The sequence below is a fragment of the Shewanella sp. NKUCC05_KAH genome (genome assembly GCF_019345585.1).
GTDB lineage: Bacteria > Pseudomonadota > Gammaproteobacteria > Enterobacterales > Shewanellaceae > Shewanella > Shewanella oncorhynchi.
The window spans coordinates 237,586-264,559 of sequence record NZ_JAHKQZ010000004.1; the positions used below are offsets into that span (position 1 = coordinate 237,586).

Consider the following 26,974-nt stretch of genomic DNA (forward strand, 5'->3'; position numbering starts at 1 on the left):
AAGAGGTATATTTTTAGCAGGGTTAAATCACTAAGTTTGACCATGGAGATGTCGTGATTTACAACAATAATGCAACACGGAGATGAGATGATGAAGAAGATGACAGGTAAGTCCTTTGCACTGAGTGCACTGGTTGCCGCCAGCTTCATGGCAGCGGGCGCAATGGCGAGTGATAAAACAGAGCCTCGCAACGAAGTTTATAAAGATAAATTTAAGAATCAATATAATAGCTGGCATGATACCGCAAAGAGTGAAGAACTTGTCGATGCGATTGGGCAGGATCCTAATATGGTGATCCTGTGGGCTGGCTATGCATTCGCAAAAGATTACAACGCTCCTCGCGGCCATATGTATGCCGTGACCGACGTGCGTAATACCCTACGTACTGGTGCGCCGAAAAATGCGGAAGATGGTCCATTGCCTATGGCATGTTGGAGCTGTAAGAGCCCTGATGTACCTCGCTTAATTGAAGAGCAAGGTGAAGATGGCTACTTCAAAGGTAAATGGGCTAAGGGTGGCCCTGAAGTCACTAACACCATTGGCTGTGGTGATTGTCATGAAAAAGGCTCACCAAAACTGCGGATCTCTCGTCCTTATGTAGACCGTGCAATGGATGCTATCGGTACGCCATTTGATAAAGCTTCGAAGAAAGACAAGCAATCTATGGTGTGCGGTCAGTGCCACGTTGAATACTATTTTGAGAAAAAAGAAGACAAAAAAGGTTTCGTCAAATTCCCTTGGGATATGGGCATAACTGTTGACCAGATGGAAGTTTACTACGACGGTATCGAGTTCTCCGATTGGACTCATGCGCTGTCTAAAACACCTATGTTAAAAGCGCAACATCCAGAGTATGAAACGTGGAAACTGGGTATTCATGGTAAAAATAATGTCAGTTGTGTTGACTGCCATATGCCAAAAGTGACTAGCCCTGAAGGTAAGAAATTTACCGATCATAAAGTGGGTAATCCATTTGACCGTTTCGAAGAAACCTGTGCAACTTGCCATAGCCAAACGAAAGAATTCTTAGTTGGCGTCACTAATGAACGTAAAGCTAAAGTTAAAGAAATGAAACTGAAAGCGGAAGAGCAATTAGTGAAAGCGCACTTCGAAGCTGCTAAAGCGTGGGAATTGGGTGCAACTGAAGCTGAAATGAAGCCTATCTTGACCGATATCCGTCATGCTCAATGGCGCTGGGACTTAGCGATTGCTTCCCATGGTGTTGCAGCTCACGCACCGGATGAAGCATTGCGTATTCTGGGAACTTCGGTAAGTAAAGCTGCTGATGCTCGTGTTAAGTTAGCGCAATTACTCGGTAAAAAAGGCATCACAGATCCTGTTGCGATTCCTGATATCTCTACTAAAGCTAAAGCACAAGCAGCCTTAGGTATGGACATGAAAAAGATGAATGCAGAGAAAGAAGCATTCAAGAAAGACATGTTACCTAAGTGGGATGAAGAAGCGAAAAAACGCGAAGCCACTTATAAGTAGGTTTTAATCAATCGCGGTTGAGTTTTCGATATGAGCTAACCCCTCATGCAAACAAAAGCCCTCGCTGACTCAGCGGGGGCTTTTTTATGAAAAAAATATCGAGTAATGTCAGGCGTTGCTCATGCTGGCCGAGTGAATACCACGGGCTAAATCGTTATTTAATCAGTTTTAATAACGCCCTAAACCGCTCGCCTTGGGCTTGATGTTGTAATTCAAATAATAGCGATTCCACGTTAGTTAATAGGGCGCCTCTGGCCGTCATCATTTGGATCCCGAGTTGTTTATTCTCAGCACTGCGTGACGATACGCAATCGGCGACTAAATGCACCGAATATTGCTGTTCGATAAGGTCACAACAGGTTTGGTAAACACACACATGGGTTTCAATACCCGCGAGTATGACGTGTTTGCGATTCGTCTTAGTTAATGCCTTTGCAAACGTGTCACAGTGCCAGCCGCTAAAATGCTGCTTAGCAATGGGTGAGCTGGTTTTCGCAAGTAAGGTTTGCAGCTCAGGGCTAGTTGCTCCGAGTTTATCGGGTAGCTGTTCTAACCACAGTATTGGAATTTCAAATAATTGTGCGCCTTGGATTAAGGTCTGTAGTTGTTGATGCAGCTTGTCACTGTTATCCATGATTTGTGCAAGTTTTCCTTGCACATCGACGATAACGAGAACACATTCTTCTGGTTTTAACATCGGGCCTTCCTTCTGCGCTTGATGATTGTCTTAGTGATGATCTTCGCTTTTGTCTAAGAGCTTGTGTTGTGATGCTCAGATTTCATCTCGATTTACGCTTCCCCCAGTAGACCCTAATTTAACCTTGTTACCAATAGGCCTAAGGTCGAATAGCTGTCGCACTTAAACTGCTCACTAAAAGAGTGCATCGCACCAGTTAGTGCTCGATTATGGTGCGTTTTTAACCTTAAAAAATAGTGTTAAACAATTTAAACCATTAATAATCAATAGATTAAATTGTTGGCCTAATGATTGAATTACCTTTGATACAAGTTAATAACAATCGCGTTTTTTTGGAGGTCAGGATGAAACTAGTCAGCGCTATCATCAAGCCGTTTAAGTTGGATGATGTCCGTGAAGCTATCGCCGGAATTGGTATTGAGGGCATGACGGTGACCGAAGTGAAAGGTTTTGGCCGTCAGAAAGGGCATACAGAGTTGTATCGCGGCGCCGAGTATCAGGTGGATTTTTTGCCAAAAGTAAAACTAGAAATTGCCACTAAGGCTGAAAATCTCGACATGTTGATTGAGGCGATTACCACTGCGGCCCATACGGGGAAAATTGGTGACGGTAAGATCTTCGTCGTTGATTTAGAACATGCTATCCGTATCCGTACGGGTGAACTTGATACTGAAGCGCTATAAGGGGCTGACAATGGAAGAATTAACGAAATTAGGCGGCACAGTCACTGAACTACGCTTTGCACTCGATACCTTTTACTTTTTGATTTCTGGCGCTTTAGTCATGTGGATGGCGGCGGGATTCGCTATGTTAGAAGCGGGTTTAGTTCGCTCTAAAAATACCACTGAAATTTTAACTAAGAACGTTGTGCTGTACGCGATTGCCTGTGTGATGTATCTGTTGGTTGGCTACAACATCATGTATGTGGATAACACTGAAGGTGGCTGGTTACCGTCAATTGGCACCTTAATTGGTTCGCAATCAGCAGATGCGAGCCATGCATTAGAATCTGACTTCTTCTTCCAAGTTGTATTTGTGGCAACGGCGATGTCAATTGTCTCTGGTGCTGTGGCGGAACGGATGAAGTTGTGGGCTTTCTTGTTCTTTTCTGTGGTGATGACAGCGGTTATCTATCCAGTAGAAGGTTATTGGACTTGGGGCCAAGGTTTTATCGCTAAACTGGGCTTTGTAGACTTTGCTGGTAGCGGTATTGTGCATATGACGGGGGCGACCGCGGCGATTGCTGGCGTAATATTACTCGGTGCGCGTAAGGGTAAATACGGGCCTAATGGTCAAGTGAATCCTATTCCAGGCTCTAACTTGCCAATGGCAACCTTAGGTATGTTTATTCTGTGGATGGGCTGGTTTGGCTTTAACGGCGGATCGCAATTAATGGTGTCGGATGCGGCGAATGCAAGCTCAGTGGCGAAAGTGTTTGTGAATACCAATACTGCAGCGGCTTTTGGTGCCATCTCAGCTCTTATCGTGTGTAAGATGATTTGGGGTAAAGCGGATTTGACCATGATCCTTAACGGTATTTTGGCTGGATTAGTGGCGATTACAGCAGATCCTCTCTCGCCTTCATTGTTAATGGCGGGTGTGATTGGTTTAGTGGCGGGCGGCGTGGTGGTGTTCTCGATTGTGGGCTTCGATCGCATTAAGATCGACGATCCCGTCGGTGCGATTTCAGTACACGGTGTGGCTGGTTTCCTCGGCTTAATGTGTGTGCCATTATCCAATGCCAATGCAACTATTACCGGACAGTTGACGGGCGCAGCGATCATTTTCACTTGGGTATTCTGCTCATCATTTGCTGTCTGGTATGTGATTAAGATAACCATGGGGATCCGTGTGACTGAAGAAGAAGAATACAACGGTATGGATGCTTCTGACTGCGGTATTGATGCCTATCCTGAGTTTGTTACGGTCAAAAATGCGGGCTGATTAAACTTGCACATTAATGCGTGATTCACCTTGATGCTTAGCTTGGAACGAGGGATAGTGAAGCAGAGCCTAGGCTCTGCTTTTTTATGGGTAATCACTGTGATTGAAGTTTAAGCACAGGGTAATAAGCTTAATTACTGAGTAATTCTGTTTTATTGCATAAATTAAGGAGTGTTCTATGAGATTGAATATAAAAACAATAGGTCAATTTTTGCGACTAAGTCTTATCGTCATTTCTGGCTGGATATCGGTTTCTGCCTTTGCAGGAGAAGTGATCGTTAATCGCTCAAGTGAGCCTGTCGATGCCTTTGCCGTGCGTGATCAAGTGCTCAAGGATTTTGAATGGCAGGAGTCGCTTCGTCGCCAGCAGCAAATCCAAATTTTGCAGGCTTTACCCTCAGGTTGCGTTACGGTCATGAAACCCTATCGACATTTTACCTGTGGGGAGCATAACTATCGGCCGTATGATTATCAGCAGCGTGAGTTATACATAGAAGTTGACCGACCTTCACAATAGTTAATTCGTTAAATTATTTGCAATTATTTTCAATCGATCGCGATTATCATTTTTTGTAACCATTTTATGTCGTCTTTTTCGCCATTTGTAATAAGCTCAAATAGGAGCTAATGGTGTGGGAGGACGTATGTCGAAACTATTCCGAGCCGTATACTTGAGTACGATCTTGATCGTTGTATTCAGCCAATTGTTTGCTTGTAGCTCGACAACCATTGAGCCTAATCCGTCGGATCTTGAGTCGTTACTTGCCGATTCACTGTTTACCCCTGTGGCCGATATTCCTTCTGTTGCGGATATCTTTTATCTGCCACCCGAGGTCGTGACAGACGTAAAACGTCGCTATGGGATATACACTTTGTCACACAATAACAACATGTTAGCCAATGAATGGTTAGCTAGTTATATCAATGCGAGTCAAACCAATAGCGCTAACATTGATTTTCGATATCAAGATAATCTGACCCAAATTGCCCGTGAAACCTATGCCCAAAGGGCGGGTAATTGCATGTCTTTAGTGGTCATGACTTCTGCGTTAGCGGACATATTGAATGTGAGTGCTGAGTATCAAGATATCGCGATAGAACCGGTATGGGATAAGCAAGGTGATTTCTATTTAATCAATGGGCATGTGAATTTACGCTTACTTCCACCTGAAAACGCACATTCAGTTTATGTGTCATCTACCGGAGTTTTAGTGGACTTTATGCCAGAGCGAGCTCTACGGGGATACGGTAAAACCCAAGTGGATCGGCAGACCTTAATCAGCATGTTTTACAACAATATGGCGGCAGAGTCTTTGGTGAACGGTGATTTAGACAGGGCCTATGCCTTGATTAAAGTGGGTTTAAAAGTCGGCCAGTTTGTTCCTTCACTCAACACGCTCGCCATTATTTACCGGCATAAAGGTGATGAAAAGCGGGCCGAACAGGTTTATCGCTATGCACTCAAGTTTGATGCGAAAAATCTGACAACGCTTTATAACTTAGCCTTGATTTTAGGGGAGCAGGGGCGGCTTGATGAATGGGCCGAAATTAATAAAGTGCTTGAATTAGCGCGAATACGTAATCCCTATTATTACTATGACATGGGGCAGCAAGCCTATGATGAGCATCAATACAACGAGGCCTTGGCTTGGTATCAAAGGGCGTTGGCAAAAGCGGATTATCGTCATGAGTTCTTCTTCGGTTTATCTAAAACCTACTGGGCGCTGGGGGACGAAAAGCGTGCCAAACTGAATATGGATAAAGCCTTGGCTTTGAGTCGAGATGAGTCAGAGCGTCAACGCTATCAGAGCAAGTTACAAGTCATGTTACAGCATTAGCATTTGCCCGCTCTTTTCTATAGAGCGCTGGCCATCAATTAAGCTTATTACGGGTAAACATCTTTGCTTGCTTACATAGGGCACCTAAATACACTTGCAGTAAATATGTTTATTCCTTTTTATCCGCCATATTCGATTTTGTTCATCAAGGCTGTGAGTTAGCTGGCATATTTGAATTTTGATTTTTTTAAAATATATTAAAACAATAAGTTATATTTGATTTTTTGAAATGGAGACAACTTGGTTGCATTGGCGCATGAGACTCGATAAATTGAACTCAGTATTGCAGTTGAGATCCCTTATCGCAGCGATAGAAATAGCCTAAAACACCAGCGTTGGAGCAGTAAAATTATGTATTACCAAAATGATGACGTTCGTATTAAAGAAGTAAAAGAGTTACTTCCACCTATCGCGATTCTTGAACGATTTCCTGCTTCCGAAAAAGCCTCTGCGACTGTGTTTAATGCGCGTAATAGTATCCATAATATTCTGGCTAAGTCTGATGATCGTCTATTAGTGGTGATTGGGCCTTGTTCTATCCACGATCCCAAAGCTGCGTTGGAATATGGACAGCGTTTGGTCTCACTGCGTGAACGTTATAAAGATCAACTCGAAATTGTGATGCGAGTGTATTTTGAAAAACCAAGAACCACAGTGGGTTGGAAAGGGCTGATTAACGATCCTTATATGGATAACAGCTTTAAACTCAATGATGGTTTACGCACCGCCCGTAAATTATTAGTGGATTTGAACGACAGCGGTATGCCAACCGCGGGTGAGTTTCTTGACATGATCACCCCACAATATATGGCTGATTTAATGTGCTGGGGAGCCATTGGCGCCCGTACGACAGAATCTCAAGTACACAGAGAGTTAGCCTCGGGTCTTTCTTGTCCGGTCGGCTTTAAAAATGGTACTGATGGTACGATCAAAGTTGCTATTGATGCGATAGGTGCTGCCAATGCACCACACCATTTTTTATCTGTGACTAAGTTGGGCCATTCGGCGATCGTTTCGACTAAGGGCAATCCTGATTGCCACATTATTTTACGGGGTGGCCGCGAGCCCAATTATAGCGCGCCGCATGTCACTGAGATTAGCCAGCAATTGTTAAAAGCAAAGCTTGCCGACAACATCATGATCGACTTTAGCCATGCTAATAGTAGTAAAGAGTATCAACGTCAGTTAGTGGTTGCTGAAGATGTAGCTGGTCAAGTGGCGGCGGGAAATACTGCTATTTTTGGTGTTATGGTAGAAAGCCATTTAGTGGAAGGTCGTCAAGATCTTATTGAAGGTCAAGAGTTATGCTATGGGCAGAGTATTACCGATGCGTGTATTGGTTGGGATGATACCGAGCGTCTGTTAGCCATTTTGAACCAAAGCATTATCGAACGCCGTCAGGTTTAATTGTCTGCTCGAGCGAACATAAACCGCAATTATACCTGAGTTAGCCGTTAACGATTGCGGGTTAAGTAAAAACAAAGGCGCTATCCTGGCGCCTTTGTTTTATCTATTTATTGCTTATTTCAACAATGTATTCATTTGCTTTGGCTAAGCTACCAAAGGCGGCAATAAGGTTGTTTCTACCTTTATCTTGTATCTCTGGATTGCCTGATTCGATCATCATCCACACCCAAGTTTGGATCAGTGGTAATGGCGGGTATTGAACTTTAGCGGAATCCAACATAAAGCTTCCTTTGATCTTAATTTAATTTGTTTGTCTTAATGTTCTCGCTAGAACTTGGGCGTATGAATCGCAAAATCTAGCGCGTAGAGGTTAACAAATTCTATTGATTTGTATAACCGCCTCCATGGCATTTTGGGCAAAACTGCAAAAATAATCAACAGCAGCAACTCTGTGCCAAGCCTTCTTCCATTGCACTCTTATCCTCTTATATACGGCTCTGAGGTTAAGCAAAACGGTACATGCCTGAACACAAATCAGTATAAATTCATTTATTGTGAATACGCCAGTGTAATGCGTAAGTATGATGTTTTGACTTTAAATACAATCAAAATAGCTGCTGAGTATGTCGTGAATAAGTCTATTTGTCTGTCAGGAAAATCTGATTGATTTTATTCAGACTTTGCTAGTTTCGCTTAGCTTATGTCCGGTGTGAACTGTTACAATTGGCATAACTCATTCAAGGTTATGTCTTATGCGCCCAACGTTATATTTTGAAGGTCCAGTCGATAAATTAAACTGGCACGTCATGAAACTGCTTTGGCCTTACTTATTGGAATACAAAGGCCGTATTGCGCTGGCGATGTCATGTCTCATCATCGCTAAGCTGACCAGCGTTGGTCTGCCTTTTATTCTGAAGCATTTGGTCGACACCTTAGATGCCGATAAAACCGCGCAAGCCCTCAGTGTGCCCGTAGGATTAGTGTTGGCCTATGGTGCGATTCGTTTACTGACGGCGATTACGGGGGAGATCCGCGATACCTTGTTTGGCCGCGTGACTGAGCGGGCGATCCGCCGTTTAGGCTTAGCGGTATTCGACCATTTACACCGACTGGATCTCGACTTTCATCTAGAGCGCAAAACCGGCGGCCTATCCCGCGATATTGAACGCGGCACCAGCGGCGTGAGTTTCCTCATGCGTTTTATGGTGTTCAACATAGTGCCAACCTTGCTCGAAATTGTCATGGTGATCGGCATTTTCTTCTATAACTATGGCATTGCGTTTGCGGCAATCACTTTTGTTGCTGTGCTGGCTTATATTATTTTTTCTGTGGTCGCGACCGAATGGCGTACTGAGTATGTTCGTGATGCGGCCAAGGCTGACTCGTTATCGAATACCCGCGCCATCGACAGCTTGCTGAACTATGAAACGGTAAAGTATTTTAATAATGAAAAGTATGAGTCGCAGCGCTATGACCAAGCGCTTGAACAGTGGGAGATCGCTAAGCGTAAGAATCGTTTATCTTTGTTTGCGCTCAATGGTGGACAAGCTGTCATTATCGCTTTGGCTATGACGGCTATGATGGCGCTGGCGGCATACAGAGTTACCTATGGCGATATGACCTTAGGTGATTTTGTGTTGATTAATGCGTTTATGATGCAGCTCTTTTTACCCCTTAACTTCTTAGGTTTTGTGTATCGCGAAATTCGCGGCGCGTTAGCCAATATTGAGCGCATGTTTAGCCTACTTGATAAACATCCTATGATAGTCGACTTACCCCAAGCACTCGATTTTCAACCCACTAAGGGTGAGTTGATATTTGAAAATGTTAATTTTAGCTACGATGAGCGGCAAATTCTGCGGGACGTGAGCTTTAAGGTTGAAGCCGGTAAAAAGGTGGCTGTTGTAGGTGATAGTGGTGCAGGTAAATCGACCCTGATTAAACTGCTATTTCGATTTTACGATGTGGACCAAGGTGCGATTAAAATCGATGGACAAGATATCCGCCATCTCACCCAAGATGCGCTGCGGCGTGCCATTGCTATAGTGCCGCAGGATACTGTGCTGTTTAACGATTCATTAGTCGAAAACATACGTTATGGTCGCCCGAGCGCGACGGATGAAGAGGTGCGTAACGCGATTAAACTGGCGCACTTAGAGCAATTTATTGCATCACTTGCCCTTGGTTGGGACACAAAGGTGGGTGAGCGCGGCTTAAAACTCTCTGGCGGAGAAAAACAGCGGGTCGCGATAGCAAGGGCCATTTTGAAGGGCTCGCCCGTGCTGGTGTTTGATGAGGCGACATCTTCACTCGATAGTCGCTCCGAGCAAGCTATTTTGTCGGCACTGCGGGAAGTCGCTAAGGGGCACACTAGCCTAGTGGTGGCTCATAGGTTATCGACCATAGTCGATGCCGATCAAATTGTGGTATTAAGCCAAGGAGAAATAGTTGAGCAAGGTAATCATCAGACTTTGCTGTTGGCAAATGGTCTATATGCCAAATTATGGCGGATACAAAATGAGCAACAACATACTCCTCTGAGCAGTTAATAGCGCAATACAGTTCAGTCTTTATTCAGCTTCGGCTCTCTATACTCAATGCCAACACATCAATCGGAAGAGATCTGGCATGGAAAATATTACACTGAGAGCTAATATTGAAGGCAAAGAAGAAAAAGTCGCCACTGATTGGTATGCCATCATGGCGACATTGAAAAAACGTGGTGTTGATTATGATTCATTGCAACGCATTCATGCTGAGTTGAACGCGGGCCTGTTGGTTACAACTCGGCGACTTACCTTGGCTAAAGTCAATCCAGAAATGGTGCTGGCAGGTGTGATCCGCGATATGAACGCGCCGACAAGTGACTTTATGGGTATGCATTAGGTGTGTTCGCTAGTGCTTTAGTACAGTTTAGGTGAGAACGTCCGAGAATAGAGGTGAGCCTCTATTCTTGATGCTCTAGAGAGACTCCAGAGATAAAATATGGCTGAATTAAGCTACGCCGTTCAGCTTCCCCGCTTTCCAACCTTCACATAAAAGATTCAATTTAGGTACTGACTCATCTATCAAAGTGAGTCGAATGATCTGCCCTTCGCGAAAACACACTAGTTCACCTTCGATCTCGGTCAGGCGATTACAGCTCTTACAGCTAGTGCTTACAGTTTTACTGGCGGGCAGTTGGCTTACGAAGCTAGATTTCAAAGTGTTTCCTTAAGTTCAATTGTGGGTAAGACACTTGAATAATGTCTCACGTCACGGATCTTACCTCTTTTGTGATACGCATTCAAATATACCTTATGTAAACCCTATATAAACGAAAGTTGTATTCGCCATTAACCGCGAGGGTTCGCGGCTACTTATCCATATGTGCATAGTATTTATCGAGTGAAATGGATAAACCGCTATCGAGTACAATTCGGACATGTGAGGGTTTGAGTTGTCTTGGTTCTGTGACTCCGCAAGAGTGCGCAATTAAGGCTAAGTCATGGTGTAAATTATGATTATAGTTAGCAACACGAGCCGATTTATCCCTAGGATCGAGTCCTTGTTGTAGTTTGGGATTGTGCGTTGTGATGCCCGTTGGGCAGGTATCTCTATTGCACTGTAAGGCTTGAATACAACCGAGGGCGAACATATTGCCACGGGCCGATGCGATGAAGTCTGCACCTAATGCCAAAGCCCAAGCGACTCTTGATGGCACTATGAGTTTACCCGAAGCGATGACTTTGATGCGTTTACGCAAGCCTCGTTGGATCAAGACATTAACTAGGATAGGTAAGCTTTCCTTCAGTGGTAATCCGACATAATCCATTAAAGGTTGTGGTGCAGCGCCTGTGCCGCCATCGGCACTGTCTAAGGTAAAGAAGTCGGGGGCAGAGTCTTCGCCACGACGTTCAATTTCATCACATAAATCTTCGAGCCACTGCACGTCACCGAGTACGGCCTTAATGCCCGTTGGTTTACCTGTAACTTCACGTACTCGTTCAACCATATCCAAAATATCGTTCACGGATTTGAACTCAATATGACCATTAGGGCTAATAGAGTCATAACCCTGAGGAATACCGCGAATATGGGCAATTTCAGCCGTGACTTTGATCCCAGGTAAAATGCCACCTTTACCCGGTTTAGCTCCTTGACTCATTTTAATTTCGAACATTTTGACTTCGGGATGAATGGCTATCGACTTGAGCTTTTCATCGTCTAAATGTCCGTGCTCATTACGTACACCGTATTTGGCCGTTCCAATTTGAAAGACGATATCGCAGCCACCTTTTAGATGATAAGGGCTCAAGCCGCCTTCACCTGTGTTAAGCCAGCAACCCGCCTGCGCTGCACCGTGGGAAAGGGCGGTAATTGCTGGGCGCGATAGAGCCCCAAAGCTCATGGCTGAAATATGACAAATGGCTTGAGTCGTATAGGGTTGGCGGCAATTGGTGCCAATTGTCAGTGGATGAATGGGTGTGATCTCTTCATCTTGGGTTGGGAAGGCTGTATTCATAAACATAACAGTACCGGCTGTATCCAAGGGGCGAGTCGAACCAAAGGCGATAGTTCTATCGACATTTTTAGCGGCGCGGTACACCCAGCTGCGTTCAGCACGGTTGAAGGGCAATTCTTCCCTGTCTTGGGCGAAAAAGTATTGTCTAAAGAACTCGCCTTGTTTCTCGAACAGATACCGAAAGCGACCAATTACAGGATAGTTATGTCTTACCGCTTGTTTGGTCTGCATTTTATCTGCGATATACATGTAAATAACCGCGAGTACTGCGAGTCCTATTACAATCAAAAACAGCCCTGAAAATAGATCGAGTCCCCACATAAACCAATTGAGTTCACTCATGTTATTTATCCTTATTCTTGTCCGTAACGGGTGGCGATCAAGCTCGCAGGTTGGTCATCATTAAGAGAGAGTAAAAACAGCTGGCTATAGTCATCTTCGCTGATCGCTTGGATCTCTGGTCCGCCAAGGGCTTTAATGATCAGTGGGACAGTGTTTGAATGCCCAACGATGAGTGTATTGCCCTTTACAGCATGCACTTGTTCGACAATGTGTTGAATATGTCCTTCGATAGGTTTGGCTGCTTCTACTATCGTCACAGGTAAATGGCGATCCTCGGCGATGGGCGCGAGTGTTTGTTGGGTTCTTAGGTATTGAGTCGCAATAAGTTGCGAAAGCGGCGTGCGGCTCAAGGCAGTGATCAGTGATGCTGCGCGTATTTCTCCCTTTGGTGATAACTGCGGGTTATTGGCTGGCGTGTCGGCTTTTTCTGCATGTCTGACTAAAATAATTAGTCTGCTTTCAGCATGAGCTTGGCTAATGTGAGTAAAGCCGAGGCAAGTGAATATGACGAGGATTGTTAGCAGGCTAAAGCGTTTCATATTGATGACCACATTATGCTTAAAATAGTGCTTAAGGATTAGTGTAAACCCGTGAAAGCGGAAATGACTCAAACTGCGGCCTGCTGCCATGGTGTAACATCCTTTTCTATTGGCTTATGTCTAAGCTAAGCGATAGTAATGATCTGCATTGCGGTGGGTTGGCGCTTTATGCACCTTATTAAAGAATGAACCCACTTAATTTATGTGGGCCTTATCATGGCCTTGTGGTCAGATGGTACTTCAATTCTAAAAATTACTAAAGCTGGTTAAATTTTGGTCGATAATTAAGTCGACCCGAATTGAATGGATAGTCATCATGGAAATCAATAAACCTCCTCAAGTGCAAAGTACCCCTTTGCCACAGAAAAAATATGCTGAAAACGCGGCGTCTAAGGGCACCGAAGTGAGTGATTCGAAGGACGCGAAAGCCACAGAAGTAACCTCGAAGCAAACCGCGCAGCAAACGAGTAAGCAGCTGATGAATCAAGCGATTTTATCGGCACAGCAAGATGTGAATATCAAGTCAGGCGATCAGTCTATGGCCTTGCTTTATCGCGCAGCGATAGAGTCGATTAATAAAGAATTAGCGCCCACTATGGGCGAGAACGCGATTCAGACGGCTTACGATAATGGCGTAGATACTTCTCCAGAAGCGACAGCAGATCGTATCGTGAGTTTTGCGACGCAGTTTTTTAGCATTCACCAACAACAAAATTCGGGTATGAGTCTAAGTGATCAACTCGATAGCTTTATGGGGATTATTGGCGGTGCCATCGACAATGGCTTTAAAGAGGCTAAAGATATTCTGTCCGGCCTTAAAGTATTGCAGGGTGATATTGCCGATGGTGTCGATAAAACCTACAGCTTAGTGCAAGAGGGGCTGCAAGCCTTTAGAGATAGCTTTAACAAGAAGACTGATGAGACAGTATCGAGTCCGAGTTAATACCTCAGTATTTTCAGTTCTATATTCAGCGTTATAGTCATAAGCCCCTTATATAAGGGGTTTTTGTTGTGCAGAAAAAAGTCTATGCTGGAAGCCTATTTAACGTTTCGCTTGAGGGCAAGTTATGTGGATTAGGGGACAAGTGATAGAACGTATTGATTGGAGTGATAAGTTATTCTCATTGCGCATTGCTGCCGAGTTAGCTCCATTTATTCCTGGTCAGTTTATCAAGTTAAGTCAAATGCAAGATGATAAGCGTGTGGCTAGAGCCTACTCCTTAGTAAATTCTCCCGATAAACCCTATGCCGAGGTGCTCGCCGTTGCGGTAGAGGATGGCCTGTTATCGCCTCAATTACACAACCTTGCAATAGGCGATGAAATTGAAATTACCTCAACCGCGACCGGTTTTATGACCTTAGCTGAAATTCCTAAGGGTGAACTCCAAGGGAAGCATTTGTGGTTTTTAGCCACAGGAACAGCAGTAGGGCCATTTTTGTCTATGCTCGACACCGATGAACCTTGGGAGCGTTTTGAAAAAGTCGTGCTTGTGTATGGCGTGCGCGAGGCACAGGATTTGGCATATCTTGATAAGCTGCGTAATTTAGAACGCAAATACCCTGAACAATTTACATTAGTCTTGAGTGTGACCCGTAAACCCTTTGCCGATGCTTTGCAGTGCCGCATTCCCGAGGGAATAGTCTCGGGTGAAATCGAAAAAAAGGCAGGATTAACCTTAAACGCAGCTGACTCTCAAGTTATGATCTGCGGCAATCCGGGTATGATTAATGGTGCGCAAGCCGCTTTACTCGATAAAGGGTTAGTGAAGAATTTACGCCGTGCTCCTGGGCAAATTACCGTTGAAAAATACTGGTAATCTCAATTTTACATAGAAGGCGAGAGTAAACTTGTTTCCGTTCTTGCCCCTAAAAAGCCATAGCGTTTAATGCAAACAAAAGGAAATTTTTGATGAAGTTGTTAAGTTCTCAAGCTTCGCCCTATGCCCGTTGTGTAAGAGCCTTAATCCAGTATCTAGGGATTAACAATATTGAAGAGCAGTTAGTTAATCCCTTTGAAAACAGTGCAGAATTACTCGATGCTAACCCGTTAGGACAGATCCCGTGTCTTATTACCAACGATGGTGTAGCACTATTCGATAGTGAAGTGATCATGCGTTACCTAGATGCAGAGCTTGGCGATCGTAAGATGTTTGGGATCTCAAATAATAACTGGGTGCTGGAGTGTCAGTATTCTTTAGTCAAAGGCTTAATCGATAGCGCGGTGAAATTACGCCAAGAGCAAATGCGTGAAGAAGAAGGCGTGAGGTCAGTATTTTGGACTGCACGTTTTGAACAAGCACTGCTGCGCGGCCTTATGCAGATTGAGCTTCAAACTGTGATCACCCAAACCACGATTCAAGCACCGCAATTAGCCTTGATTTGCTTACTCGATTACGTGGATTTTAGACATCCAGAGCTAGATTGGCGTAAGGTTGCACCTGCGACAGCACTTTGGTTCAGTGAAATGCGTGATTTACCTGCATTTATTCAAACTCGTCCCCAATAATCCGCAGAGGATGCTCAACCGTCGGTTGCGCGTCTTCCTTTTGGCCTATCACGGCGATTTTGTTCACCAAAAGCGCCGAATAACTCACGAGTAACCCCATATTCTACTCTGCGATCATTGCCTAGTTGGCGCCTGTCTTCATGGTGTTGATAGCGGCATTGACAGTTTGCCATAGTGCATTCTTCCATCGGAATTTCGGGCGCATCTTTCGATAAAAATCGTTTTCCAGAAAGCGCTTCAATTTGCTCACAGCAACTGCCGTTATTCACAATGCTCACACTGTGAAAACTGTGAGTCTTATTAATGCTGGGATCAGCAGCTTGAGAAGAGTGTTTATGTCTTTTGGGACGACTATTGAGTTTGAATAAGCAAAATAGCGCAATTGCGGCTACGCCTAGCAGCAAAACAGTTAACATAACGCCTCCTGAAAGCATTTTAATCAAATTAAGGTTCAGTTTAGTTTGATTTGAGATAATCTCAAATTTTCAGATTAATGCCATTAAAAACATAAAGTTAATTAGCTGCTTGCTCTCAAGTTCCGTATCTATTACTCTTGCGAAACTGATAAGCATTATCATTAATGCGTTAGTGTTCAAATTTTACTGAACACGTCATCACTTTGGGGAGAATTCGGTAATGAAATGGGTAACTTGCGCGGCTGTTGTTGGGTTAATGTCGGTTGGGCATTCAGCGAATGCAGATGATAAATTAACCGTTTATTCTTATCGTCAAGCTTTCTTGGTGGAGCCTATCCTGACGCGTTTCACCGAAGAAACTGGCATAGGTGTGAATTTGGTATTTGCTAAAGACGGTATTGCCGAGCGTCTCGTCCGTGAAGGCCGTTTATCCCCAGCGGATCTTGTGCTGACGTCTGATTTTTCACGTTTAGTTGAATTAGTGGATAAAGATCTAACCTCTCCAGTCAAAAATCCCCTGCTAGAGAGCAATATTCCTGCGCAGTATCGCGATCCCGACGGCCAGTGGTATGCCCTGACTATGCGGGTGCGAAATCTCTATACAGCCAAGGATCGTTTAGGCCAGCAGCAATTGACCTATGAAGAATTAGCCGATCCCAAATATAAAGGAAAGATTTGTACTCGCAGTGGTAAGCATCCATACAACATAGCGTTAGTCGCATCTATGATTGCTCATCACGGTGAAGCTGAGGCAAAAACTTGGTTACAAGGCGTGAAAACTAATTTAGCCCGCAAACCTCAGGGGAACGACAGGGGGCAAATTGCCGCAGTAAAAGAAGGTGTGTGTGAGATCGCCATTGGTAATAGCTACTATTACGGCAATATGTTGCAGGATCCTGAGCAAAAGGCGATCGCCGAAGCTGTGACGCTCAACTTCCCGAACCAAGCTGACCGCGGTGCCCATGTGAATGTGTCTGGTATGGTACTAACTCGCCATGCGCCTAATAAAGCCAATGCGATCAAATTGATGGAGTTCTTATCCGCCGATGTGGCTCAAAAGGCCTATGCCGATGTGAATATGGAATATCCAGTGAAAGCCGATGTGGCACCTTCATCTTTAGTGGCCTCATGGGGTAAGTTTAAGTCAGATCAATTGCCCATTTTTAAATTGGCAGAATATCACCAAGCGGCGGTTAAGCTATTAGATGAAGTGCAGTTTGATCTCTAGCTCCAGTGCTAGCGACAAAATGTAGATTTAGGTGATCAGCGCCAGTGATTGGCGCTGTGACGTTTTAAGGATTGACATGATTTTAGGATTAGCCAGAAGCTGGTCGCTTGCTGGTTATGCCGTGGCTGCCTTGCTGGTATTGCCACTATTTGCGTTGATATTTCAAGCTTTTCAGCCTGACGAAGCCGTGTTTGGGCACTTGATGGCAACGGTTCTGCCGACATATATCATTAATAGTTTATTGCTGATTTTCTGGGTGAGTCTGGGGGCGTTATTACTCGCGTTACCCTGCGCTTGGTTGATGGCTCGTTGTGAATTTGTCGGCAGGCGATATTTGCAATGGGCGCTATTATTACCCCTCGCTATGCCTGCGTATATTGTTGCCTACGTCTATACCGATTTACTCGATTATGCGGGGCCAGTGCAGCGCGGTCTTCGTTCGATATTTGGTTGGAACTCACCGCAGGATTATTTCTTTCCCGATATTCGTACCTTAGGCGGCGCGGCGTGTATGTTGTCGCTGGTATTGTTTCCCTATATTTATCTCTTGGCGCGTACCGCTTTTATGGAGCAATCCTTAAGTTTGGCGCATGCTTCGCGCATTATGGGCTGTTCACCGTGGCAAAGTTTTTGGCGTTTATCTTTGCCTATGGCAAGGCCTGCGCTCGCCGTTGGGGTGGCTTTAGTAGCGATGGAGACGGCCGCTGATTTTGCGACGGTTAACTATTTTGCCGTGCCCACCTTAACGACAGCCGTGTACGACACTTGGTTGGGTTATGGCAATTTGACCGCCGCCGCTAAGTTATCGGCGATTATCTTGCTGGTGGTATTTAGTCTGATTGGATTTGAGCGTTTTGCCCGTCGTAAACAGCAGTTATTCCAAAAACAATCACGTATACAAGCCACTGACTTGTATCGACTCTCGATGACTCAAACCTTGGTCGCACTCAGCTTTTGCGGCATGCTATTGCTATTAGCCTTTCTGTTACCTTTCGGGATTTTATTATCCTATGCCATTGGTTACTTTGAACAAAGCTGGGATAAGAGTTTTTGGCAATTGAGTCTTAACAGCCTCAGTCTTGCGCTGATCACCAGTTTACTCTGTTGCTTAATCGCCTTACTGCTTATGTTCGTTCGCCGGATAAGCCCAAGACAGAGTGATGCTTTGCCCTCACGGTTAGCTTCGACGGGCTATGCCTTACCTGGCACTGTACTGGCTATTGGGGTATTAGTGCCTTTAACTATGCTAGATTTTGCGATTAACGATCTGGCGGATCTTGTCGGCATAGCAGGCCCAGGCCTTATCCTTACTGGCAGTGTGATGGCATTGATTTTTGCTTTTTGTGTACGTTTCGTGGCAATTGCGATTGGCAGTGTTGAAAGCAGTTATAAACGCATCTCGCCATCGCTAGACATGGTGAGCCTGACCATGGGGCAAACTCCTAGGCAACTTTTGCGGCGGGTGCATTTGCCTTTACTTGCTAAGGGATTATTTGCGGGCGCTTTATTGGTGTTTATCGAAAGCATGAAGGAACTGCCCGCTGCGTTATTGCTGCGGCCTATCGGCTTTGAGAATCTTGCAACTTATGTATTCCAGTTTGCGTCCGATGAAAAACTCGAGCACGGCGCATTAGCTGCTATTGTGATTGTACTGGTGGGTTTAGTGCCGCTTATTTATTTAAACCGTTCATTGGAGCATCACAGCTGATGACAAGTACGCTCAAGCTTAAGCAAATTCATAGCGATTATCAGGGCCAGCAAGTACTTAAAGGTTTGAGTTTAACGCTCGCCCAAGGGGAAATCCTGGCGTTGTTAGGCCCAAGCGGTTGTGGCAAGACGACCTTATTACGTGCGGTTGCTGGATTACAGGCCATAAGCCAAGGTGAAATCCAGATTAATGGCCGCATAGTGAGTGGCGATAGCCAGTTTGTACCTAGCGAGCAGCGCGGCATCGGCATGATTTTTCAAGACTATGCGCTTTTCCCTCATTTGACTGTGGCGGAAAATATCCTCTTTGGGGTGGCTAGATTGTCGAGCGCAGAACGTCAGGCACGTTTGGATGAAATGCTAGCTTTGGTTAAACTTGAAGGGTTGGCACAGCGTTATCCCCATGAATTATCTGGCGGTCAGCAGCAGCGAGTTTCGATTGCGCGGGCACTTGCCTATGAGCCGCAATTATTGCTGCTCGATGAGCCTTTTTCTAATATTGATGCCCAAGTGCGTTACGAGATGATGGCGGAAATTCGCAGCATCTTAAAACAGCGTAATGTCAGCGCGGTGTTTGTTACTCATAGCAAGGATGAAGCCTTTGTATTTGCAGATACTTTAGCCATCTTTAATCAAGGCATCATAGTGCAGCATGGTAGTGCCGAAGCTTTATATGCCGCCCCAAACAGCCGCTATGTGGCGGACTTTTTAGGTAGCGGTAATTACTTACCTGCAGCAGTGTTTGATGGGCACAGTATTGTCACTCCCATAGGTCATTTAACGAGCCTCACGCCATTAAATTTGCCGAGCGAGTTCAGCGGAACAGTATTCTTGCGACCACAGCAATTGACGCTCAGCGCCGATGAACAGGGTGTTGGTACTATCACTGAGCGACGTTTCTTAGGCGCCTTTTGTCATTATTGGGTCAAAATTGAGGCCGCTTCCCATGCTTATTATGTGGAGGTGCGTAGCCAAATGATGCAGCTAAGTATCGGTCAAAAGGTTGGGGTAACGACTGAGCCGCATTCGCTTGTGCTGTTTGAATCTTCAGCATATTCAAACTGTGGGGACCCAATCTAAGCGATGAGTATTTATTCAATGCTGATATAGCATAGCCAACTAAAGTACGACATTTTTGCTTACGTTAAACTTGGGTCTATGCGGTATTGGTTGGTGATATTTTCGACCATCCTTGCTACTTTTATCCTCCGGTTTTGGAGGAATTATGATAAAAACAATAAATTCAATTTGCACCCTCGTTATTGTAGCAACGGCAATATCGTCTTCAGGAGTGATGGCCATGGATAGGATCACAGGTAAAGCCTTCGCAACGCGATCAGAAGTGTATGCAACCCAAGGGATGGCGGCGACCAGTCAGCCTTTAGCCACGCAAGTCGCTATTGATATACTCAAACAGGGCGGCAGTGCGGTCGATGCAGCGATTGCCGCTAACGCTATGTTAGGATTAGTCGAGCCAACGGGCTCGGGTGTCGGCGGGGACTTATTTGCTATCGTTTGGAGCGCAAAAGATAAACGCCTCTATGGTCTAAATGCATCGGGGCGCAGTCCCAAATCCTTAAGTTTAGAAAAGCTTAAATCCCTCGGATTAGACTATTTACCGCCGCTTGGACCTTTGCCTGTTTCTGTACCGGGCACTGTGGACGGTTGGTACGAGCTGCATAATAAGTTTGGTCAATTAGCTATGGCCGATAACCTTGCGCCTGCAATTCATTACGCCCGTGATGGTTTCCCTGTGTCAGAGTTGATTGCCTATTACCTTGATGGCAGTGGTAAAAAACTGGCTAAATTCCCCGGTTTTAAAGAAACCTATATGCCTAATGGTAAGATGCCTGCTGTAGGGGAAATCTTTAAAAATCCCGCGCTTGCTAACACCTATGAGAAAATTGCCAAGGGTGGCCGCGATGCTTTCTATAAAGGTGATATTGCCAAAAGTATCGATAAGTACATGAAATCCCAAGGTGGTTATTTAAGTTATGATGACTTAGCGAGCCATACTAGCGACTGGATAGATCCCGTTTCGGTGAACTACCGTGGTTACGATGTGTGGGAACTGCCACCTAATGGTCAAGGCATTGCGGCGCTACAAATCTTAAAAACCATGGAACCCTTTAATGTGGCTGCCATGGGCTTTAATAGTCCTGAATATGTCCATTTATTTGTCGAAGCAAAGAAACTCGCCTTTGCTGACAGAGCTAAGTTTTATGCCGACATGGCCTTTAATAAAGTGCCTGTTACTGAGCTTATCTCACAGAAATATAACTATGATCGCGCTAAGTTGATTGACCTTACAAAAGCCGCCAAGAGTGTCGATGCGGGTAATCCAGCGTTGCAACATGGCGATACTGTGTACCTGACTACCGCCGACAAAGATGGCAACATGGTGTCACTCATTCAGAGTAATTACCGTGGTATGGGGTCAGGGATGACACCGCCGGATCTCGGCTTTGTGCTGCAAGACCGCGGGCAGATGTTTGATTTAACGGAAGGGCGTTTTAATACCTACGCACCGGGCAAGCGTCCATTCCATACCATTATTCCGGCTTTTGTGACCAAAGACGGTAAACCTTGGCTGAGCTTTGGGGTGATGGGCGGCGCGACTCAACCACAAATGCACGCGCAGATTGTAATGAATCTGATTGATTTTAAAATGAACTTGCAAGAAGCGGGCGATGCCCCCAGAATTTTGCATATGGGTTCAACCGAGCCCACAGGCGAAGTGATGAATGATGGTGGCTACGTCAGTCTGGAATCAGGTTTTCCGGTAGAAACCCGTCGTGAGTTGATTAAGAAAGGCCATGTGCTGCGTGATGGACTTGGGGAGTTTGGTGGCTATCAAGCCATTGGATTTAATGCCGAAACTGGCGTATATCGTGCGGCCTCTGAGAGTCGCAAGGATGGTCACGCCGCAGGCTATTAACACTAAGATAAATGCTAAGGTAAACTCAACACTGAGTGAACCTGACGTCATGGATTCGATTTAACTGATTGGCGAGACTTTAATGGTCTCGTCAATTTTTATGTTTAAGGGTCTGGGGTGGGATAATGCTCCGCAATTGGCATTATCATAAACAGATCAGAGCAAACTGTGCGTTAGTTAATGTCATTTTTAGGTAAAGTTGCGGATAATATTGCCGAAAATGAATTTAGAAAAAGGGTGATAACCAAATGGATATTCAAAATATGCCGCGTGAACAGTTGGGTGTGTGTGCAGAGGGGAACTTACACAGTGTCTATTTGATGTTTAATGCCAATGACAATGTCGAGTCGCAATTACGTCCCTGTCTTGCCAACGTTGCGCAGTATATTTATGAGCTGACAGATCAATATTCCGACAGTGCATTCAATGGTTTTGTTGGTATTGGTGCTAATTATTGGGATAGCCTCTATCCTACTGCTCGCCCAGAACTGCTTAAACCTTTCCCTGCGATGCAAGTGGGTAGTCGTGAAGCGCCTGCAATTGAATATGATTTATTCGTGCATATTCGCAGTGATCGTTACGATATTCTGCATTTAGTGGCTAATGAAATCAGCCAAATGTTTGAAGATTTAGTGGAGTTAGTTGAAGAAGAACGTGGCTTTAGATTTATGGATAGCCGTGATTTGACTGGTTTTGTCGATGGCACCGAAAACCCTAAGGGGCGCCACCGCCAAGAAGTGGCACTTGTGGGTGATGAAGATCCTGAGTTTAAGGGTGGCAGCTATATTCATGTGCAAAAATATGCCCATAACTTGAGTAAGTGGCATAGGTTACCAGTTAAAAAACAAGAGGATATTATCGGCCGTACTAAGCAAGATAATATCGAGTATGAATCTGAAGATAAGCCACTGACCAGCCATATCAAGCGCGTTAATCTTAAAGATGCCGATGGTAAGTCAATGGAGATCCTGCGTCAGAGTATGCCCTATGGTTCGCTGAAGGAGCAGGGATTAATGTTTATCTCTAACTGCCGCACGCCAGAACATTTTGAAAAGATGCTGCATAGCATGATGTTTGGTGATGGCGCAGGCAATCATGATCACTTGATGCATTTTACTAAGGCGATGACAGGTTCATCTTTCTTTGCCCCCGCACTGGATTTTATGCTGCAGTTCGACGAATAAGCTTTCTATAATCAAGCCGGATTAGCATCAATCGAGACGCACTTAAGCTAACGCCTAAGTGCGTTTTTTTATGCTAATGCGCGGGAACCCATTTTTTGATATCGAGCTGCCATTGCTGGGCGGTGAAATCGATAAAGGCGCGCACTAGATTTTGCTGATAACTGCGGGACAAATATACCGCCCACAGGGTTTGGCCTGGTGTCGTAAATTCGGGTAAGACTTCTTTGAGCTGACCACTGGCAAGGTACTGGTTAGCTAAGTCACAGGGTAAACGCACTATGCCATGTCCACGTAGCGCCGCACTGACCAACACTCCCATATCGTTAGCCCTAAGATTCCCTGTAACTTTGACGTGCTCGGCTTGCAGTTCTTTTAGAAAAGGCCAGTTTTGTTGCGCTGAGTGTATGAGGCAGTTGTGGGCCAGCAGATCAATGGGTTCGAGGAGTGGCGTTGCGCTATCAAGATAGCTCGGTGCCGCGCAAAGTACCGCATCTATGGTCATCAAACGCCGAGCTATGAGATTCTCATCGGGCTGCTCGGTATAACGTAGCGCCACGTCGACTCTCTCATCTACCAATTGCGCAAAACTGTCCGACATCACCAGTTGAATGTTGACCTTAGGATGCATTTTAATAAAGCGATCGACGACATCAAACAGACTGTGCTGCCCTAAGCCAATAGGCGTAGCGATACGAATACTGCCTACCAGTTCACTGTTATGGCTGTGGGCACGGCTCTCCATGGCAGCAACTTCACTTAAGATCCGCTGGCAAAATTGTAGCGCTTCCTCACCCTGCAAAGTCAAGCTGGCGCTGCGCGTGGTGCGGTGTAATAAGCGTAAACTCAACCACTGCTCCACTTCTTGAATATGACGGGAAACCTGCAGGCGGCTGAGGTCTAAATGTTCGGCAGCTTTGGTAAAGCTGCCACAGTTTGCGACTTCGACGAAACTGCGTATTGCGGCAATTTTATCCACATTAGTATCCTATATTGAAACAATCATGCTCAATTATTGATGTTTATTAGGTGAAAAACTGCAAGTAAACTGGATCCAATGTAAATCATCTGAGTGGGACAATGAAATGAAAATCGCAATTTTAGGTGCAACGGGTTGGATTGGTGGTGCAATTTTAAAAGAAGCACAGAGTCGTGGACACCAAGTGACAGCGTTAGTGCGTGACCCAAGCAAGTTATCCGTGGCTGACGTAGTAGTACGTGCCGTGGATTTAGAGCAGCCATTGGTCGCCGATACCTTTGCTGGCGTAGATGTCGTGATTGCCGCCGTTGGTGGCCGTGCCCAACAAAATCATGGTCTAGTGGCGAGTACGGTTCAGCATTTACTGGATGTGCTGCCTAACGCTAACGTGCCACGATTATTGTGGGTCGGTGGTGCTGGGAGTTTAGAAGTGGCGCCGGGTGTGACGCTGGTCTCTAGCCCAGATTTCCCCGCAGCATATAAAGATGAGGCGTTAGCTCAGGGTGAAGCTTTGCAGGTATTCCGTGCGGCGCAAACGGCAATCAATTGGACCTTTGTGAGCCCAGCCGCTGAGATTTATCCCGGTGAGAGTGAAGGCCCGTACCGTTTGGGTGGCGACAGCTTCTTTACCGATGCCAATGGTCGCAGCCGCATTTCTGTTACAGATTACGCAAAAGCCATGGTAGATGAAGCCGAAAAGGGCGCTCACCCAAACCAGCGCATCAGTGTGGCTTACTGATATCGTTATAGTTGAGTTAGATATTGTGAGTTAGATATTGTGCTGGAATGTGTAACGTAATCGGGACAATTGCCAAATAACCAGCGCTATATTGCACTTCAAAATGTACAGATAAAATAGAACAGGTCAGCTCACTGACCTGTTTTTTTATTCTGCGTAATTGAATAAAGATTTGATGGTTTCTAAGGTATCGGCGATATCTTGGATGCTCGATGGGCAAATGAAGATAGTGTCGTCACCGGCAATCGTACCCAAAATGCCTTCTGGTTTACCAATAGAATCCAATAAACGGGCAATCAGCTGCGCGGCACCTGGGCTAGTTCGCACGACGATCATAGCTTGGTTGTGATCGACGTCGAGTACCAAATTCTTCAGTGGGCTACCCGCGGTGGGTACGCCTAATTCGGCTGGTAAGCAATACACCATCTCTTGCTTAGCGTTGCGAGTCCGCACTGCGCCGAACTTGCTGAGCATGCGTGACACTTTTGATTGGTTAATATTACCAAAGCCTTCAGCTTGCAAGGCGGTGACGATTTCACTCTGAGAGCCAAAGCGCTCTTCTTTTAAAATCGACTTAAAAATTCTAACAAGGTCATCCTGATTCTTGGTCGTTTGCATAATATTATTATTCGTTATTCAAAAAAACAGGCCCATTTTGAATATTTTTAGAAAAATTGTCAACAAATAACCAGATTGGTTGAATAAAAATTCACTAAGTCCCAGTGGTTAAGCGTTTGCTGGGGGCGTAAAAATCCCAATTTGAGTAATTGTTCTACATTGCTTCTACGTTATTCCGGAATTCTTTTGTCCCACGACTAAGGGATAATTGAAATTGTTGTGACATTCCAGTAATGTGACGCCAACGCAAATTAGATCTATGTCACACATATCCGAGAAATAACGGAGATAACTATGAAAGTTGCTGTACTTGGTGCTGCTGGTGGTATCGGCCAGGCTCTTGCCCTACTGTTAAAAACTCAATTGCCTGCGGGTTCACAATTGTCTCTATATGATATCGCACCGGTAACTCCGGGTGTTGCGGTTGACTTGAGCCACATTCCAACTGCTGTTGAAATCAAAGGTTTTGCTGGTGAAGATCCAACGCCTGCCCTAGTGGGTGCTGACGTTGTTCTAATTTCTGCTGGTGTTGCGCGTAAGCCTGGTATGGATCGTTCTGATCTGTTCAATATCAATGCGGGTATCGTTCGCAACCTGATCGAAAAAGTAGCGGCAACTTGCCCTACGGCTTTGGTTGGCATTATCACTAACCCAGTCAACACGACCGTAGCTATCGCTGCAGAAGTGATGAAAAAAGCGGGTGTTTACGATAAGAACCGTCTGTTCGGTATCACGACATTAGACGTGATCCGCTCTGAAACTTTCATCGCCGAATTAAAAGGCCTGAACGTTGCTGACGTTAAAGTGAATGTGATCGGCGGCCACAGCGGCGTGACTATTCTGCCATTACTGTCTCAAGTTGAAGGCGCGACTTTCACTGACGAAGAAGTGGCAAGTCTGACGACTCGCATCCAAAACGCGGGTACCGAAGTGGTTGAAGCTAAAGCCGGTGGCGGAAGCGCGACTCTGTCTATGGGTCAAGCGGCTTGCCGTTTCGGTCTGTCTCTGGTTCGTGGTCTGCAAGGCGAAGCTAACATAGTTGAATGCGCCTATGTTGACGGCGGCAGCGAGCATGCTGAATTCTTCGCACAACCTGTGCTGTTAGGCAAAAACGGTATTGAAAAAGTACTGCCTTACGGTGAAGTGAGTGCATTCGAAGCTAACGCTCGTGATTCTATGTTAGATACGCTGAAAGGCGATATCAAACTAGGCGTTGATTTCGTTAAATAATATTTCGGATAATCTTTTTAGATTATGAGGAATTAAAAACGGAGCCATTGAGCTCCGTTTTTTTATGCCTGAGTTTTATACTTTACTAAGCTAATTCAGTTGATCAGCGGCGCTTAGTGGGAATTTGGCAGTTATCATCGCAGCGGGCTTTGCCCGTCAGTAAATAGGAGATGCGGTATCTGTGTTTTGCGAATCTGAGATAGCACCAATCGGCCACAGTTTTAATAACGGGCAGGCGTAACAGTTGGATCCAGGCGCGCGTCCCTGTCAGTGCCCACGCTTTACAAGTGACATCTAACCCGAGTAACACTTCGCCCGTTGCGGTTTCGCCATGGAGAATCGTATTGGCGTAGTCTTTATTGATATGGCTGAAGCGCTCACTAAAGTCTGGCGCATTTAAATCCTCAAGCGCAATCAAGTTCTTCGGATCGCGCGCTTTCAGTTGACGCATTTCGGCGCTACATAATGGACAATTCCCATCGTAAAAAATCCGCAGTTCCATCGGTATTACCTCTGATGACTTGATCACAATACTTGAAGTGAGTACTCAAGCTTGGTTTTCTTCTACCCTATACGCAGAAGAAAGGGTTTTAGATCGAAGCGATTGTAGAACGGATCAGCCCCTCATTTGGCTTTTTGTTAGGTTAAATTCAAATGAGTGCAGTAACAT

27 protein-coding genes are annotated in these 26,974 nt (G+C 45.2%); 18 read left to right on the forward strand and 9 right to left on the reverse strand.

Annotated features, from left to right (window positions below; translation table 11 throughout):
* The first annotated feature begins 87 nt into the window (after positions 1–87).
* On the forward strand, positions 88–1,491 hold the full coding sequence (gene nrfA / locus KO533_RS05940; RefSeq protein ID WP_219253273.1) for an ammonia-forming nitrite reductase cytochrome c552 subunit: 1,404 nt from the start codon (positions 88–90) through the stop codon (positions 1,489–1,491).
* A 154-nt stretch (positions 1,492–1,645) separates the two neighbouring features.
* Here nrfA and KO533_RS05945 read toward each other — a convergent pair whose 3' ends face one another.
* Entirely contained in the window at positions 1,646–2,188 is a 543-nt protein-coding gene (locus KO533_RS05945) for a hydrolase (RefSeq protein ID WP_028761799.1), read from the reverse strand.
* Positions 2,189–2,532: 344 nt separating this feature from the next.
* Here KO533_RS05945 and KO533_RS05950 point away from each other — a divergent pair, with 344 nt between their 5' ends.
* From KO533_RS05950 to aroG, 5 genes are all read left to right on the forward strand, one after another.
* Positions 2,533–2,871, forward strand: coding sequence for a P-II family nitrogen regulator (locus tag KO533_RS05950; RefSeq protein ID WP_028761800.1), 339 nt, complete (start codon positions 2,533–2,535; stop codon positions 2,869–2,871).
* Between the two features lie 10 nt (positions 2,872–2,881).
* Positions 2,882–4,132, forward strand: a complete 1,251-nt coding sequence (locus tag KO533_RS05955; RefSeq protein ID WP_219253275.1) for an ammonium transporter — start codon at positions 2,882–2,884, stop codon at positions 4,130–4,132.
* Between the two features lie 178 nt (positions 4,133–4,310).
* Positions 4,311–4,649, forward strand: coding sequence for a hypothetical protein (locus tag KO533_RS05960; RefSeq protein WP_131525189.1), 339 nt, complete (start codon positions 4,311–4,313; stop codon positions 4,647–4,649).
* Positions 4,650–4,776: 127 nt separating this feature from the next.
* Positions 4,777–5,970 carry a hypothetical protein gene (locus tag KO533_RS05965; protein ID WP_219253277.1) on the forward strand — a complete coding sequence of 398 codons (1,194 nt, stop codon included), beginning with the start codon at positions 4,777–4,779 and terminating at the stop codon, positions 5,968–5,970.
* A gap of 351 nt (positions 5,971–6,321) precedes the next feature.
* The gene (gene aroG, locus KO533_RS05970) at positions 6,322–7,377 is read left to right on the forward strand and encodes a 3-deoxy-7-phosphoheptulonate synthase AroG (RefSeq protein WP_131525191.1); all 1,056 of its coding nucleotides are present in this window, start codon (positions 6,322–6,324) and stop codon (positions 7,375–7,377) included.
* Between the two features lie 103 nt (positions 7,378–7,480).
* On the opposite strand, the gene KO533_RS05975 is transcribed toward aroG, so the two are convergent.
* Positions 7,481–7,657, reverse strand: a complete 177-nt coding sequence (locus KO533_RS05975) for a hypothetical protein (RefSeq protein WP_105250227.1) — start codon at positions 7,655–7,657, stop codon at positions 7,481–7,483.
* 472 nt (positions 7,658–8,129) lie between these two features.
* Between KO533_RS05975 and KO533_RS05980 the strand changes: the two genes are divergently transcribed.
* Positions 8,130–9,926: an ABC transporter ATP-binding protein/permease gene (locus tag KO533_RS05980; protein ID WP_219253279.1), complete on the forward strand. Its 1,797-nt coding sequence runs from the start codon at positions 8,130–8,132 to the stop codon at positions 9,924–9,926.
* 79 nt (positions 9,927–10,005) lie between these two features.
* Positions 10,006–10,263, forward strand: a complete 258-nt coding sequence (locus KO533_RS05985; protein ID WP_219253280.1) for a hypothetical protein — start codon at positions 10,006–10,008, stop codon at positions 10,261–10,263.
* A 108-nt stretch (positions 10,264–10,371) separates the two neighbouring features.
* Here the strand turns inward: KO533_RS05985 and KO533_RS05990 are convergent, their stop codons facing one another.
* From KO533_RS05990 to KO533_RS06000, 3 genes are all read right to left on the reverse strand, one after another.
* Positions 10,372–10,581, reverse strand: coding sequence for a hypothetical protein (locus KO533_RS05990; RefSeq protein WP_105250224.1), 210 nt, complete (start codon positions 10,579–10,581; stop codon positions 10,372–10,374).
* Positions 10,582–10,732: 151 nt separating this feature from the next.
* Complete coding sequence (locus tag KO533_RS05995; RefSeq protein ID WP_173496712.1) at positions 10,733–12,223, reverse strand: FMN-binding glutamate synthase family protein; 1,491 nt, start codon at positions 12,221–12,223, stop codon at positions 10,733–10,735.
* A gap of 11 nt (positions 12,224–12,234) precedes the next feature.
* Positions 12,235–12,852 carry a histidine phosphatase family protein gene (locus KO533_RS06000; protein WP_219253282.1) on the reverse strand — a complete coding sequence of 206 codons (618 nt, stop codon included), beginning with the start codon at positions 12,850–12,852 and terminating at the stop codon, positions 12,235–12,237.
* A gap of 226 nt (positions 12,853–13,078) precedes the next feature.
* Between KO533_RS06000 and KO533_RS06005 the strand changes: the two genes are divergently transcribed.
* The 3 genes from KO533_RS06005 to KO533_RS06015 all read left to right on the forward strand — a co-directional run bounded on the left by KO533_RS06005 (position 13,079) and on the right by KO533_RS06015 (position 15,268).
* Positions 13,079–13,705 carry a DUF5610 domain-containing protein gene (locus tag KO533_RS06005; protein WP_105250221.1) on the forward strand — a complete coding sequence of 209 codons (627 nt, stop codon included), beginning with the start codon at positions 13,079–13,081 and terminating at the stop codon, positions 13,703–13,705.
* A 124-nt stretch (positions 13,706–13,829) separates the two neighbouring features.
* A complete protein-coding gene (locus KO533_RS06010; RefSeq protein WP_105250220.1) occupies positions 13,830–14,579 on the forward strand; it encodes a ferredoxin--NADP reductase in 750 nt (249 codons plus the stop codon).
* 92 nt (positions 14,580–14,671) lie between these two features.
* On the forward strand, positions 14,672–15,268 hold the full coding sequence (locus KO533_RS06015; protein WP_131525196.1) for a glutathione S-transferase N-terminal domain-containing protein: 597 nt from the start codon (positions 14,672–14,674) through the stop codon (positions 15,266–15,268).
* A 14-nt stretch (positions 15,269–15,282) separates the two neighbouring features.
* Here the strand turns inward: KO533_RS06015 and KO533_RS06020 are convergent, their stop codons facing one another.
* Positions 15,283–15,684, reverse strand: a complete 402-nt coding sequence (locus tag KO533_RS06020; RefSeq protein WP_219253284.1) for a hypothetical protein — start codon at positions 15,682–15,684, stop codon at positions 15,283–15,285.
* A 220-nt stretch (positions 15,685–15,904) separates the two neighbouring features.
* Here KO533_RS06020 and KO533_RS06025 point away from each other — a divergent pair, with 220 nt between their 5' ends.
* The 5 genes from KO533_RS06025 (at position 15,905) to KO533_RS06045 (ending at position 22,741) form a co-directional block, all read left to right on the forward strand.
* Complete coding sequence (locus tag KO533_RS06025; protein WP_131525198.1) at positions 15,905–16,912, forward strand: Fe(3+) ABC transporter substrate-binding protein; 1,008 nt, start codon at positions 15,905–15,907, stop codon at positions 16,910–16,912.
* Between the two features lie 76 nt (positions 16,913–16,988).
* Positions 16,989–18,620 (forward strand): iron ABC transporter permease, encoded by a 1,632-nt coding sequence (locus KO533_RS06030; protein ID WP_219253286.1) that lies wholly within the window; start codon positions 16,989–16,991, stop codon positions 18,618–18,620.
* The gene (locus KO533_RS06035) at positions 18,620–19,699 is read left to right on the forward strand and encodes an ABC transporter ATP-binding protein (protein WP_219253288.1); all 1,080 of its coding nucleotides are present in this window, start codon (positions 18,620–18,622) and stop codon (positions 19,697–19,699) included. The genes KO533_RS06030 and KO533_RS06035 overlap by 1 nt, the downstream gene beginning before the upstream one ends.
* 145 nt (positions 19,700–19,844) lie before the next feature.
* Positions 19,845–21,557: a gamma-glutamyltransferase gene (gene ggt, locus KO533_RS06040; RefSeq protein ID WP_219253290.1), complete on the forward strand. Its 1,713-nt coding sequence runs from the start codon at positions 19,845–19,847 to the stop codon at positions 21,555–21,557.
* Positions 21,558–21,805: 248 nt separating this feature from the next.
* A complete protein-coding gene (locus KO533_RS06045; RefSeq protein ID WP_173496718.1) occupies positions 21,806–22,741 on the forward strand; it encodes a Dyp-type peroxidase in 936 nt (311 codons plus the stop codon).
* 73 nt (positions 22,742–22,814) lie between these two features.
* On the opposite strand, the gene KO533_RS06050 is transcribed toward KO533_RS06045, so the two are convergent.
* Complete coding sequence (locus tag KO533_RS06050) at positions 22,815–23,717, reverse strand: LysR family transcriptional regulator (RefSeq protein WP_219253292.1); 903 nt, start codon at positions 23,715–23,717, stop codon at positions 22,815–22,817.
* A 106-nt stretch (positions 23,718–23,823) separates the two neighbouring features.
* On the opposite strand from KO533_RS06050, the gene KO533_RS06055 reads away from it, so the two are divergent.
* The gene (locus KO533_RS06055; protein ID WP_219253294.1) at positions 23,824–24,456 is read left to right on the forward strand and encodes an NAD(P)-dependent oxidoreductase; all 633 of its coding nucleotides are present in this window, start codon (positions 23,824–23,826) and stop codon (positions 24,454–24,456) included.
* 147 nt (positions 24,457–24,603) lie between these two features.
* On the opposite strand, the gene argR is transcribed toward KO533_RS06055, so the two are convergent.
* Positions 24,604–25,074: a transcriptional regulator ArgR gene (argR, locus tag KO533_RS06060; protein WP_006080175.1), complete on the reverse strand. Its 471-nt coding sequence runs from the start codon at positions 25,072–25,074 to the stop codon at positions 24,604–24,606.
* A gap of 294 nt (positions 25,075–25,368) precedes the next feature.
* Here argR and mdh point away from each other — a divergent pair, with 294 nt between their 5' ends.
* Positions 25,369–26,304 (forward strand): malate dehydrogenase, encoded by a 936-nt coding sequence (gene mdh / locus KO533_RS06065; RefSeq protein ID WP_105250210.1) that lies wholly within the window; start codon positions 25,369–25,371, stop codon positions 26,302–26,304.
* A 103-nt stretch (positions 26,305–26,407) separates the two neighbouring features.
* Here the strand turns inward: mdh and KO533_RS06070 are convergent, their stop codons facing one another.
* Positions 26,408–26,806 carry a DUF393 domain-containing protein gene (locus KO533_RS06070; protein ID WP_198571919.1) on the reverse strand — a complete coding sequence of 133 codons (399 nt, stop codon included), beginning with the start codon at positions 26,804–26,806 and terminating at the stop codon, positions 26,408–26,410.
* Positions 26,807–26,974 lie beyond the last annotated feature (168 nt).

What these genes read in the sequence shown, in the direction of transcription:
- nrfA (WP_219253273.1), top strand. Translation starts at nt 88, where the DNA reads ATGATGAAGAAGATGACAGGTAAGTCCTTTGCACTGAGTGCACTGGTT.
- KO533_RS05945 (WP_028761799.1), bottom strand. Translation starts at nt 2,188, where the DNA reads ATGTTAAAACCAGAAGAATGTGTTCTCGTTATCGTCGATGTGCAAGGA.
- KO533_RS05950 (WP_028761800.1), top strand. Translation starts at nt 2,533, where the DNA reads ATGAAACTAGTCAGCGCTATCATCAAGCCGTTTAAGTTGGATGATGTC.
- KO533_RS05955 (WP_219253275.1), top strand. Translation starts at nt 2,882, where the DNA reads ATGGAAGAATTAACGAAATTAGGCGGCACAGTCACTGAACTACGCTTT.
- KO533_RS05960 (WP_131525189.1), top strand. Translation starts at nt 4,311, where the DNA reads ATGAGATTGAATATAAAAACAATAGGTCAATTTTTGCGACTAAGTCTT.
- KO533_RS05965 (WP_219253277.1), top strand. Translation starts at nt 4,777, where the DNA reads ATGTCGAAACTATTCCGAGCCGTATACTTGAGTACGATCTTGATCGTT.
- aroG (WP_131525191.1), top strand. Translation starts at nt 6,322, where the DNA reads ATGTATTACCAAAATGATGACGTTCGTATTAAAGAAGTAAAAGAGTTA.
- KO533_RS05975 (WP_105250227.1), bottom strand. Translation starts at nt 7,657, where the DNA reads ATGTTGGATTCCGCTAAAGTTCAATACCCGCCATTACCACTGATCCAA.
- KO533_RS05980 (WP_219253279.1), top strand. Translation starts at nt 8,130, where the DNA reads ATGCGCCCAACGTTATATTTTGAAGGTCCAGTCGATAAATTAAACTGG.
- KO533_RS05985 (WP_219253280.1), top strand. Translation starts at nt 10,006, where the DNA reads ATGGAAAATATTACACTGAGAGCTAATATTGAAGGCAAAGAAGAAAAA.
- KO533_RS05995 (WP_173496712.1), bottom strand. Translation starts at nt 12,223, where the DNA reads ATGAGTGAACTCAATTGGTTTATGTGGGGACTCGATCTATTTTCAGGG.
- KO533_RS06000 (WP_219253282.1), bottom strand. Translation starts at nt 12,852, where the DNA reads ATGGCAGCAGGCCGCAGTTTGAGTCATTTCCGCTTTCACGGGTTTACA.
- KO533_RS06005 (WP_105250221.1), top strand. Translation starts at nt 13,079, where the DNA reads ATGGAAATCAATAAACCTCCTCAAGTGCAAAGTACCCCTTTGCCACAG.
- KO533_RS06010 (WP_105250220.1), top strand. Translation starts at nt 13,830, where the DNA reads ATGTGGATTAGGGGACAAGTGATAGAACGTATTGATTGGAGTGATAAG.
- KO533_RS06015 (WP_131525196.1), top strand. Translation starts at nt 14,672, where the DNA reads ATGAAGTTGTTAAGTTCTCAAGCTTCGCCCTATGCCCGTTGTGTAAGA.
- KO533_RS06020 (WP_219253284.1), bottom strand. Translation starts at nt 15,684, where the DNA reads ATGTTAACTGTTTTGCTGCTAGGCGTAGCCGCAATTGCGCTATTTTGC.
- KO533_RS06025 (WP_131525198.1), top strand. Translation starts at nt 15,905, where the DNA reads ATGAAATGGGTAACTTGCGCGGCTGTTGTTGGGTTAATGTCGGTTGGG.
- KO533_RS06030 (WP_219253286.1), top strand. Translation starts at nt 16,989, where the DNA reads ATGATTTTAGGATTAGCCAGAAGCTGGTCGCTTGCTGGTTATGCCGTG.
- KO533_RS06035 (WP_219253288.1), top strand. Translation starts at nt 18,620, where the DNA reads ATGACAAGTACGCTCAAGCTTAAGCAAATTCATAGCGATTATCAGGGC.
- ggt (WP_219253290.1), top strand. Translation starts at nt 19,845, where the DNA reads ATGATAAAAACAATAAATTCAATTTGCACCCTCGTTATTGTAGCAACG.
- KO533_RS06045 (WP_173496718.1), top strand. Translation starts at nt 21,806, where the DNA reads ATGGATATTCAAAATATGCCGCGTGAACAGTTGGGTGTGTGTGCAGAG.
- KO533_RS06055 (WP_219253294.1), top strand. Translation starts at nt 23,824, where the DNA reads ATGAAAATCGCAATTTTAGGTGCAACGGGTTGGATTGGTGGTGCAATT.
- argR (WP_006080175.1), bottom strand. Translation starts at nt 25,074, where the DNA reads ATGCAAACGACCAAGAATCAGGATGACCTTGTTAGAATTTTTAAGTCG.
- mdh (WP_105250210.1), top strand. Translation starts at nt 25,369, where the DNA reads ATGAAAGTTGCTGTACTTGGTGCTGCTGGTGGTATCGGCCAGGCTCTT.
- KO533_RS06070 (WP_198571919.1), bottom strand. Translation starts at nt 26,806, where the DNA reads ATGGAACTGCGGATTTTTTACGATGGGAATTGTCCATTATGTAGCGCC.